The following is a 10,135-nucleotide window of genomic DNA, read 5'->3' as shown; positions in this document are numbered from 1 at the left end:
AGGGTGGGGAAAAACAAGGTTGAGGTGATGATTAATTTACGAAAGAGAGAGAGAGTGCTTCTGAAGATGATGAATTGTTGATTACAATTTGCATAATGGTGTCTCCTGTATGATGTTTAGTTGTTCAGTTATTTAGTTCCTAAGTTATGGTTATAAATAATTATACTAGATTTTATGGTGAAACTGTACTCAAACTCATTACTCCACCGTTACTGACTTTGCCAGATTTCTTGGTTTATCAATATCGGTACCTCGTGCAAGTGCAACTTGAAATGCAAGCCATTGCAATGGTATGGTAAAGAGAATTGGTGAAGTATAAACATTATAAATTGGGAATGGGATGGTGATAATGTCTTCGTGAAATTGTTGCTTTGAAACTAGGTGATCTGAAAATACTAGTAGTTTTCCACCTCGTGCATGCACCTCATGGATATTGGTGATGATTTTTTCTAGTAGGGAGTCGCTTGGGGCAACTGCAACAACCGGTGTGCTGGCGTCAATCATGGCAAGTGGGCCATGTTTTAATTCTCCCGCTGGATATGCTTCTGCATGAATGTAAGAAAGTTCTTTAAGTTTTAGTGCACCTTCTAAAGCTATGGGGTAGTGAATTCCTCTTCCGAGGAAAAGCGCACTTCTCTTGTCTTGGAAAAATTGTTGCATTACTGCACTGTGAGTGGTAGTTACATTGATAGTTTCATAAAGAGCATTTGGCAGTAAAGTAAGTGCGCTAAAAATATTATGAAAGAGTTGGTCCTCAGAAGAGTTTAATTGCCTTATGCGTAAAGAAATAAGTAACAGTATGGTTAGTTGGGTGGTGAAAGCTTTGGTGGAGGCAACTCCTATTTCAGGTCCTGCATGAGTGCAAAGGGTGAAATCAGTCTCAGCACTTAAGGTGGACTCCATTCTGTTAGTAATTGATACTGTTGAAAAAAACTTATGCTTGTTGGAACGCAGTGCGTTTATCGTGTCTGAAGTTTCTCCAGATTGACTTATGGCAATGAGAAGACAGTTGTCAGGAACTGGGCGCTCCCGGTAAATAAATTCACTGGCAATATCAACATTAGTTGGAAGTGCGCAATGGGACTCAAACCAATGCGAAGCCACCAGACCAGCATGGTAGCTGGTACCACAAGCTACAATTTGAATGGCTCGCACCTGTTGGAACATTGCGTCGCTACCAATACCAGCAAAATTGCTAGCAATACCGTCCGATAGCAATCTACCCTCCAAACACTCGCTAACACATTGAGGTTGTTCGCATATTTCTTTTTCAGTATAAGTAGTAAAGTTTCCTAAGGCTAGAGATTCAGGATTGAGGTTATTTTTCTTAAAGGGTATTGAAATTCTATGCATGGCAAGTTTATTGCATTGGTAATGTTCAAGTGAGTTTTTTGTTATTACTGCTAATTGATTTTGCGATAAGGGAAGAACTTCTTCACAGATACCAGACAATGCCAGGGCATCTGATGAGAAAGCATATCCATGCGAAGTTTTACCCAGGACAATAGGACTATGCATGGAATAGCCAAACACAGCTTCGGGCTGAGAGCTATCTAAAATTGCAAGTGAAAAACTACCTTTCAATTGTTCTACAGTTTGCATAATGGCTTGTTTGGTATCAGCGCCTTGTTTTCTGTACATGTGGATCAAGTGAGCGACAACTTCGGAGTCAGTGTGCGATTTAAAGACATACCCTTTTTGGGTAAGAAGAATTTTTAAATCAGAGTAATTTTCAATTACGCCATTATGGACAATGGCAATTTGCTCTTCGCTAATGTGAGGGTGTGCATTGCTGTCACTTGGCTCTCCATGAGTTGCCCATCTTGTGTGAGCGATGCCGACTTGTTGTTGGAATTCTGGTACTGAGATTAGGCTCTCAAGTTGATGTACCCTTCCCTTAGATTTAATACAGGTTAGTTCACCTTGTGGAGTTAGAACCGCGATACCACTTGAATCATAGCCACGATATTCGAGTCGTTTTAATCCCTGCAGAAGAATTGCAGTGATTGGAATTTGCGATGCAATAGCAAAAATTCCACACATTACTTAGTGCTGCCATTTGAGATACCATTTGACAAATTGCTCAATTCCCTTTTGTGCAGACACTTTTGGCTTGTACTTAGTAAGCGCTATCATTAGCTTCGTGTTGCACTTAGTGTCTAAACTATCTGCTTTCTGTCTTGGAAGTAGTTGAATGATGGCTTTTTTACCTAGTGCTTTTTCAATGGCGTGAACCATGTCCTTTAAACTAGTTGCGGTTCCCGTTCCTAGATTGACAACTCGGTAGGGAGCACTACTAATACTAGAGTCAGGTTTTTTAGGATTAAATGCTTTATTTGGCTTAGGTGGTTTAGGGATGATGCGAGAAATAATCTCAACCAAATCATCAATGTAAATCAAATCACGAGTATGATTTCCTTTATTGAACAGTTGCACAGGGGTGCCTTCTAGAATTTTTTTAGTGAATAACCACACTGCCATATCTGGCCTACCTGATGGCCCATAAACAGAAAAAAATCTCATGCCAGTGCAAGGCAGCCCTAAGCTATGTGCATAGGCATGCGCAATGGACTCATTAGCTTTTTTGCTGGCAGCATACAAACTCGTAGGATGATCGCTAGATGCGCTTTCGTTGATTGGCAACAAACCATTTAACCCATAAACTGAACTGCTTGAAGCGTAGACAAAATGTTTAACCTTACCATGCCTTGCACACTCAATAATATTAACAAACCCTTGCAGATTGCTATCCACAAAAGCTTGTGGTTGTTCTAATGAGTACCTGACGCCTGCTTCGGCGGCTAGGTTAACGACAATGGAGGGATTATGTTTAGCAAAGACTTCTTTGACTTTGACGAGATTGGCGATATTGACTTGGTGGAACACAATACCTTGCGCTTGTACCTCAGCTAATCGTTTTTGTTTTAGGGCTAGATCGTAGTAGTCATTAAGTGAATCTATACCAACGACAAGATATTTTCCACTAGAGGCTAACTTGAGAGCTAATCTTGAGCCTATAAATCCTGCAATTCCTGTAATACAAACGGTTGTCTTCATTGATATTATTTTAACCTAGATTTTGAGTATATAATAAATACATGAAGTTATTGATTAAATTTAACCTAGCATTTATAATCATTCTCGCTATCGGTGTGCCGGTCACTATTCATTTTGCCAATAAATTATTAATTGAACAAGCAAACAAAGAAACGCTATCTCGAGCTAAATTAGTGCTTGAAATTGCTAATACAGTTCGAGCATATACGCAAAATGAAGTCCGTCCAGTTATTGAGCAAAAAATTGGGCTTGGAAGTGAATTCATTCCAATTTCCGTTCCAGCATTTTCTTCACAGACTGTTTTTACAAATTTAAAAAAAGAATTACCAGAATACGGATATAAAGAAGCCTCAAGAAATCCGACTAATATTAAAGACAAAGCACTGGAGTGGGAAGATAATCTGATTGAATATTTTATCAGGTCGGAGCAGGAGAACAAAAAAGATCATTATATTGAAGGCAAAAGAATTACAGATGAGGGAGATTATTTATATATCGCTAAGCCAATGCACCTTAAGGATCCAGCATGTTTGATTTGCCATTCCGATCCATCTATTGCACCTGTCGCAATGAAGGAGCGTTATGGGCTTAATGGATTCGGCTATAAATTACATGATTTAATTGCGGTGCAGATTGTCAGCGTTCCACTTTCCTACTCACTTGAACGAGTCTCTGTAGTTTTACAAACTATAACCATATCAATTCTTGCGGTTGCTTTTGCGTTATGGATATTGCTTAATTTCATGTTATACACTATTATCATCAATCCCATCCAGAAAATCGCCGAACAAGCAAATCTGATCAGCACCGGAAAACAAGATTTACAAGAAATTCCAGTTAAAAGCAAAGATGAAATTGGTGAACTAACTAAGGCATTCAACCGTATGCAAAGAAGCATGCTTACCTCATTGAAAATTATTCAAGGCAACACCGTCAGAAAAAACTAACGATTTTTTGTTAGCTATTTTATGAGCGACCATTCAATACCCGCATTCATTGGTAAATTCAAAATAGAGAAGATTATCGGCAAAGGTGGTATGGGAATTGTCTACCTTGGCTACGACAAAGATATTGATAGAAGAGTCGCGATCAAAACGTTACTCGCTGAAGGCGCAAACGATGGTAGCACAAACGCAAAGGTAAATTTTCTTGAACGATTTAAGACAGAAGTAAAAGTTGCCGCACGAGTCAACCATCCAAACCTTGTGCATATTCTAGATTTTGGTTATGAAAATTTGATGCCTTATATTGTCATGGAATATATAGAAGGAGTGAGTCTAAAAACACTACTTCAACTTAATAGAATAAATTTCACTCAAATAAATAAAATCTTTTGGCAAGTGTTATGTGCTTTAGAAGCAATTCACAAAGCCGGAATAGTGCATCGCGATCTTAAGCCTGCAAACCTTATTATCACGGATAGTTTGGCAGTAAAAGTTACAGATTTTGGAGTTTCTCTTGATATTTCTAAACGCACTTCGCATGAAGACAAAGGGGATCATACCATAGTAGGTTCATACCGCTACATGCCCTACGAACAACATGTCGGTGATGTAACTGATTTTAGAGCTGATATTTACTCGGTAACTGTAGTGTTTTTAGATTTAATTCTCAACGCGCGTTACAGTAACTATATAAAAACATTTTTATTAAGTGAGATTGCTTCGATTTATTTATCATTCACGATAACCCAAAACCATATTGTACCAACTTGCTTTAGATCCATCTTTGAAAAAGGATTATCTTTAAAAGCGGCGAATAGATTTTCCACTATCCAAGAATTCAAAATCGAGTATCGTGCATGTGTTGAACAACTTAACAAAGAAATAACAGAAATAAAACAACGATCAATTAATGAACCACGAGATCTGCAGGTTCGTCAAGAATATTTAATTCTTGATATGATAAATACACTTCAACCAATTATTGGACCAGCGGCAAGTGCTTTGGTGCATTCTCTTGTCGCGCAAGAAACCGATCCACATAAATTAATTGAAAGTATTGCTCAGGAAATTCCCAATGAAAAAGAGCGAAAATATTTTATTACGGTTATTACCAATAAAATATCTTCAGATAAAAATAAAATAATCACTTCTCTTGATGATAAAAAAGACACTAAAACGGGGGGATCATCGAATCAAAAAATAAATAAAAAATTAACTGAGGCATTTTCTCTAAACGAAAAAAGTAGAGAAGAATTAATTAGGCTCTATGCGCAGTATATGGGTCCTCTTGCAGAGTGTATCTTGGACGAAAAACTAAGTTTTTCTAAAACCAGAGAAGAATTCATTTCAGAGCTTACCAGTGAGCTGCCCGAGCATGAGAGCAAGGCCTTAATCGATGAGGCAAATGCGAGAGGATTACTATAAAATAAATCATGCCTATCAAGAGAAAATGGCAACTCCCCCCTATAGCGGTAATGGTAGGAATTGTATTAATTATACTTTTATCAAATGTATTCCGAAACACTGCAATACATATTGCCTATAGTGACTTTTTGCCTTCCTGGTTGTTAATGACCGTTAAGGTTCTTCTTATTATTGATGGTATTTTATTAATACTCCTAGGTGTGAGAGTACTTCGTAAAGCAAATACACCTGTCCCGACTTTTAACGAACCAGTAAATTTAGTTACCAAGGGTGTTTATAAGTATACTAGGAATCCAATCTATTTAGGAATGGCAGAGTTACTTCTCGTCTGCTCACTATATAGTGATTCTATCATTACGATACTTATTCCATTGTTATTTATTCTGCTCGCACATTTATATTATGTACCATTTGAAGAAAAACAACTGTTTCAGAGGTTTGATATAATTTATAAAAACTATCAATCCCAAGTACGACGATGGCTTTGAGGCAGAGTGCTTATTACTTGTTATATTGTTTGGTGTTAAGTGCCTGCACCGTCGGCACAACAATTATCGGAAGATGGATTGATCCTTTATCACTTGAGCACTTGCAAAATGGGGTGACTTCAGAAGATAAAATACTCTATTATTTTGGTAGGCCCGATGATGAGAAAGAAACCAAATATGAAAAATTAATGACATATCGTTATTGTGAACTTCATAGTGATGGGGTTTCTAAACAAACATTGCAAAACACTGACCCTCAATCTGTTTGCGATTTTCTAAAAATTACAATAGATAAAGAAACCATGGTAATGAGGAGTCACACGTACATTCCTCATAAGTAACAGAAATAATGCTTGCTCAGCTATTTCTGCTCGGTACTAATTGCACGGTAACCTCATAAATATTATTTTGTGACAGTAACTTTAGTTTAGCTTGCAATGCAATTGCATAGGCTTCTTTTAGCGTCTTAGTTTCATCAATGGAGATTTCCACATCAATAAATAAATTATCACCAGAGCGTCTAGTTTTAAGCGATGCCACTGATTTAATTGCAGATATTTCTAGGAGTTGGTTTAAAATGCTATCTCGCTGTTCTTCAGTAATGGATCGATCCATTAGGCTACTGTACGCTTCTTTAATAAATTTTTGCGCAACTCGAGTAATTAACACCCCCATCACGATTCCTGCTACAGGATCTAATAATGGCTGATCAAAAGCAACCCCTGCAATACCAACTATAACAACGAGTGAAGAAACTGCGTCAGAACGAGCATGGTATGCATTTGATAATAATAACATTGAACGAGTTCGGTTTGCTTCATATCTCATATACCTAAACAATCCTTCTTTACATGCCACCGTAGCAATAGCAAAGACCAGTAACATTTGCCACTCCACTAAAACTTGATTAGCATCTGGTCTAAGTTTGGCTAGCGAGTGAATGATAAGTGCGATTCCTGTGAAAAGCATAAGTAAGCTCATAAAAAGATTAGCAAGATCTTCAATTTTAAAATAACCATATTGATATCTATGATTTGGGGATTGGGCACTTACTTTTTTTGCTACTATGACTAATCCATCTCCAAGCAAATCTGATAATGAATGAATGCCGTCGGCAAGAAGCCCTTGTGAATGATAAATATACCCCATACAAATTTGGGCGGTAGCTAGCACAAGATTAGTGATTATACTAACCCATATACTCACCATAGAATTTTTTAAGATTGCCACTTGTATAATAATTGTACCATGTTCAATTCGGGTGCGTAGCTCAGCGGTAGAGCACTGCGTTCACATCGCAGGGGTCACAGGTTCAAGCCCTGTCGCACCCACCATTTCAAGTTTAAAGACTTATTCTTACTCCAAGCTCAATCACTTGTTCGCTAGGAATACTGAAGTAAGAAACCGCGCTACTAGAATTAAAGTACATTACTCTAAATATGGTTGCCCGAATAAAGTTCATTTCTTTCGTGCGAATTTTCACTACGGTAATTTTTCCAAGGAAGTACGACACTGAAGAGATTTTAATTGGTAGTTGATAGGTGGTAGAAATGCGGGTTAGAATTTTAGGGATCTTTATTCGTTCCATAAAGCCGGCAAGCACTCTCACTGTGTAAAAATTATCAGAGAGCTTATGGAATTGGATCTTATCATCGCCTACTTCAAATGGGCGAGTAGTAGTCACTACTGACAGAATTATGTTCAACCTGTGAATAATTTTATTATGTCGCAAATTATACACTAGTGCCTGTGGTGCAACCTGCTCGTCGTGGGTCATAAAAACCGCAACATTGTCAACTATTGCATATTGAGATTGGTGAGCGTCAATAGACAAAATAATTTCTTGTAAGGTTGGGGTGTCTTTAATTAACTGGTCGCTTACTAACCCTCTACCCTTTTTCCAAGTAAGAATTATAAACGCCATGCTCGTTGCTAACAACAAAGTAAACCAACCACCTTCAAATAACTTAAGTGAACAAGCGATGAGAAAAGAAAGATCAAAGAACAATAAAAATATGGTGACAGACACAACAATTAGACGAGAAAAATTCCATAAATATCGGGCAACTACATAGGCAAGAATGGTGTCTATCGCCATTGCTGCAGTAACCGAAAGTCCATATGCATGAGCCAAAGCATCTGAGCTTCCAAAAAATAAAATTGTCGCAACAACTGCCGTTCCTAAAATTGTGTTAACCGTAGGAATATAAATCTGCCCTCGTTCTTTTAATGATGTATGAACAATTTTCATGCGAGGTAATAATCCAGTTTGGATTGCTTGTTGCGTGAGCGAAAAAGTGCCGGTAATCACTGCCTGAGAAGCAATAATAGCGGCTAAAGTAGTTATAACAAATACTATAACAAACAAAGGAGCGGGAAATGATAAGAAAAACAAATTACTGAGCGAGTCAGGATTCTGAATTAATATTGCACCCTGACCTAAATAACAAAATGTTAGCGATGGTAACACTAAAAAAAACCATGCTAAACGAATTGGTTTCCGACCAAAATGACCCATGTCAGCATATAACGCCTCGGCACCAGTAACTGCCAATACTATTGCACCTAATATTACAAAAAACATACCGAAGTGGCTGATGATAAATCTATACGCAAAAAATGGATTGAGGGCATTGAATATAGCAGGGTAATCCAAAGCATTGTTTAATCCATTAATGCCGATCAATAAAAACCAGATAATCATTATGGGGCCAAAAGAAGAGCCGACTATAGCAGTGCCGAGTCGTTGTAGCAAAAAGAGTACGATCACAATGGTAAGCGATGCGGGAATTACCAGAAGGGAAAGTTCTTGTCCAAATAATTTCAAGCCTTCCATGGAACTAAGTATGGTGATTGCGGGGGTGATGACACTATCACCATAAAATAATGAGGCGCCAAGCACACCTAAAAAAATAATCACGCCTTTAGTTGTTGCCTTTAGATTTTTTACCGAGGTAGCTAGCGACATCATGGAAAAAATTCCACCCTCACCCTGATTATCAGCTCGTAATATTAGTGATACATATTTAAAGGAAACTACAGACATAAGCGTCCAAAAAATACAAGATACCGCACCAAATACAGCGACTTGATTAATCAAATTTTTATCGAATTTAAATATTGCTGCCAGCGCATATAAGGGGCTGGTGCCAATATCACCAAACACAACGCCAATACTAGCTAACGCAAGTGCAGAAGTAGAAGAGTTATGTTGTATTGCAGAAGAATGTCGCATGGTGGCTACGGGTGGAATTGAACCGCCGACCTCAGCATTATGAGTGCCGCGCTCTAACCATCTGAGCTACGTAGCCAGTCAGATCATCGTTTGGAGAATTGAGTAGCACGTCTTGCTTTTCTTAATCCAACTTTTTTACGCTCGACCTTTCTAGAGTCGCGAGTAATCATTCCAGCCCCTCGTAATACACTGGTGAATGATTTATCATGTAATGCTAATACTCTTGAAATACCATGTCTCACCGCATCAGCTTGACCTGTGATACCACCACCCTTGACAGTAATCAGAAAATCAGCTGATTCCATATTGGTGAGTAATAATGGTTCTCTTACCTGAAGTTGGGCACTTTTGCGAGGAAAATAATCCTCAAGAGATCTGCCATTGATTTTCATTTCTCCAGATCCTTTCAATGTCATAAACACTCTAGCTGATGAGGTTTTCCTCCTCCCGGTTGCGTATAATTGACTCATGTTGTGCTTTCCTTTCTTTTATTTCAGTAAACTATTTATAGTTAATGGGGTTGGGTTTTGTGCCTTATGCTCATGCTGAGGCCCTGCATAACATTTTAATTTTCTAAAATGCGCCCTGCCCAATGGGTTTTTTGATAGCATACCTTTAATGGCTATTTCAAAGACTTTTCTCGGATCACGTTTAACTAACTCTTTATATGACCAGTGTCGCATATTGCCAATGTACCCACTGTGAATATGGTATGTTTTTTCAGATTCTTTATTGCCGGTCACGATGATTTTGGAAAGATTAGTTACAACTACAAAATCGCCCATATCTGCATGGGGTGTGTAGATTGGCTTATTTTTACCCTTAAGAATTTTTACTACTTCAGATGCCAGCCGTCCAAGTACCATGCCACTCGCGTCAATTAACCACCATTGCGGCTTGTCGTAATCTTTGGAGTACATAAATGATTTCATAATTTACCTCTGAGAAGAATTATTATACTCTATAAATATAAATTTCAGTGGTAA

General features: G+C 38.0%; 10 protein-coding genes and 2 tRNA genes. 5 read left to right on the top strand and 7 right to left on the bottom strand.

The window, feature by feature from the left end; translation table 11 throughout:
- Positions 1–198 precede the first annotated feature (198 nt).
- Both glmS and QM538_04630 read right to left on the bottom strand, forming a co-directional pair.
- Positions 199–2,043, bottom strand: a complete 1,845-nt coding sequence (gene glmS / locus QM538_04635) for a glutamine--fructose-6-phosphate transaminase (isomerizing) (protein ID MDI9347771.1) — start codon at positions 2,041–2,043, stop codon at positions 199–201.
- Between the two features lie 3 nt (positions 2,044–2,046).
- Entirely contained in the window at positions 2,047–3,057 is a 1,011-nt protein-coding gene (locus QM538_04630; protein ID MDI9347770.1) for an NAD-dependent epimerase/dehydratase family protein, read from the bottom strand.
- Between the two features lie 41 nt (positions 3,058–3,098).
- Here QM538_04630 and QM538_04625 point away from each other — a divergent pair, with 41 nt between their 5' ends.
- The 4 genes from QM538_04625 to QM538_04610 are packed head-to-tail and all read left to right on the top strand — an operon-like array spanning position 3,099 to position 6,255.
- A complete protein-coding gene (locus QM538_04625) occupies positions 3,099–4,004 on the top strand; it encodes a DUF3365 domain-containing protein (GenBank protein ID MDI9347769.1) in 906 nt (301 codons plus the stop codon).
- 21 nt (positions 4,005–4,025) lie between these two features.
- Positions 4,026–5,426, top strand: a complete 1,401-nt coding sequence (locus QM538_04620; protein MDI9347768.1) for a serine/threonine-protein kinase — start codon at positions 4,026–4,028, stop codon at positions 5,424–5,426.
- Positions 5,427–5,434: 8 nt separating this feature from the next.
- Positions 5,435–5,914: a methyltransferase gene (locus tag QM538_04615; protein MDI9347767.1), complete on the top strand. Its 480-nt coding sequence runs from the start codon at positions 5,435–5,437 to the stop codon at positions 5,912–5,914.
- Positions 5,915–5,943: 29 nt separating this feature from the next.
- On the top strand, positions 5,944–6,255 hold the full coding sequence (locus QM538_04610) for a hypothetical protein (GenBank protein MDI9347766.1): 312 nt from the start codon (positions 5,944–5,946) through the stop codon (positions 6,253–6,255).
- Between the two features lie 16 nt (positions 6,256–6,271).
- On the opposite strand, the gene QM538_04605 is transcribed toward QM538_04610, so the two are convergent.
- A complete protein-coding gene (locus QM538_04605) occupies positions 6,272–7,144 on the bottom strand; it encodes a cation diffusion facilitator family transporter (GenBank protein ID MDI9347765.1) in 873 nt (290 codons plus the stop codon).
- A gap of 29 nt (positions 7,145–7,173) precedes the next feature.
- On the opposite strand from QM538_04605, the gene QM538_04600 reads away from it, so the two are divergent.
- Positions 7,174–7,248, top strand: a tRNA-Val gene (locus tag QM538_04600).
- 8 nt (positions 7,249–7,256) lie between these two features.
- On the opposite strand, the gene QM538_04595 is transcribed toward QM538_04600, so the two are convergent.
- The 4 genes from QM538_04595 to rplM all read right to left on the bottom strand — a co-directional run bounded on the left by QM538_04595 (position 7,257) and on the right by rplM (position 10,081).
- Positions 7,257–9,149 (bottom strand): KUP/HAK/KT family potassium transporter, encoded by a 1,893-nt coding sequence (locus tag QM538_04595; protein MDI9347764.1) that lies wholly within the window; start codon positions 9,147–9,149, stop codon positions 7,257–7,259.
- Positions 9,149–9,225 (bottom strand) — tRNA-Met (locus QM538_04590). The genes QM538_04595 and QM538_04590 overlap by 1 nt, the downstream gene beginning before the upstream one ends.
- A 7-nt stretch (positions 9,226–9,232) precedes the next feature.
- The gene (rpsI, locus tag QM538_04585; protein ID MDI9347763.1) at positions 9,233–9,619 is read right to left on the bottom strand and encodes a 30S ribosomal protein S9; all 387 of its coding nucleotides are present in this window, start codon (positions 9,617–9,619) and stop codon (positions 9,233–9,235) included.
- 18 nt (positions 9,620–9,637) lie between these two features.
- Complete coding sequence (gene rplM / locus QM538_04580) at positions 9,638–10,081, bottom strand: 50S ribosomal protein L13 (protein ID MDI9347762.1); 444 nt, start codon at positions 10,079–10,081, stop codon at positions 9,638–9,640.
- Positions 10,082–10,135: the final 54 nt, after the last annotated feature.

The organism is Candidatus Methylacidiphilales bacterium (genome assembly GCA_030054035.1).
GTDB lineage: Bacteria > Pseudomonadota > Gammaproteobacteria > JASGCS01 > JASGCS01 > JASGCS01.
The sequence above is the reverse complement of the archived record's forward strand: the minus strand, read 5'-3'. Positions and strand labels throughout refer to the sequence as shown.

Excerpts from the sequence above, each read along its gene's own strand:
- QM538_04620 (MDI9347768.1), top strand. The coding sequence starts at position 4,026 with ATGAGCGACCATTCAATACCCGCATTCATTGGTAAATTCAAAATAGAG.
- QM538_04625 (MDI9347769.1), top strand. The coding sequence starts at position 3,099 with ATGAAGTTATTGATTAAATTTAACCTAGCATTTATAATCATTCTCGCT.
- QM538_04630 (MDI9347770.1), bottom strand. The coding sequence starts at position 3,057 with ATGAAGACAACCGTTTGTATTACAGGAATTGCAGGATTTATAGGCTCA.
- rplM (MDI9347762.1), bottom strand. The coding sequence starts at position 10,081 with ATGAAATCATTTATGTACTCCAAAGATTACGACAAGCCGCAATGGTGG.
- QM538_04595 (MDI9347764.1), bottom strand. The coding sequence starts at position 9,149 with ATGCGACATTCTTCTGCAATACAACATAACTCTTCTACTTCTGCACTT.
- rpsI (MDI9347763.1), bottom strand. The coding sequence starts at position 9,619 with ATGAGTCAATTATACGCAACCGGGAGGAGGAAAACCTCATCAGCTAGA.
- QM538_04615 (MDI9347767.1), top strand. The coding sequence starts at position 5,435 with ATGCCTATCAAGAGAAAATGGCAACTCCCCCCTATAGCGGTAATGGTA.
- glmS (MDI9347771.1), bottom strand. The coding sequence starts at position 2,043 with ATGTGTGGAATTTTTGCTATTGCATCGCAAATTCCAATCACTGCAATT.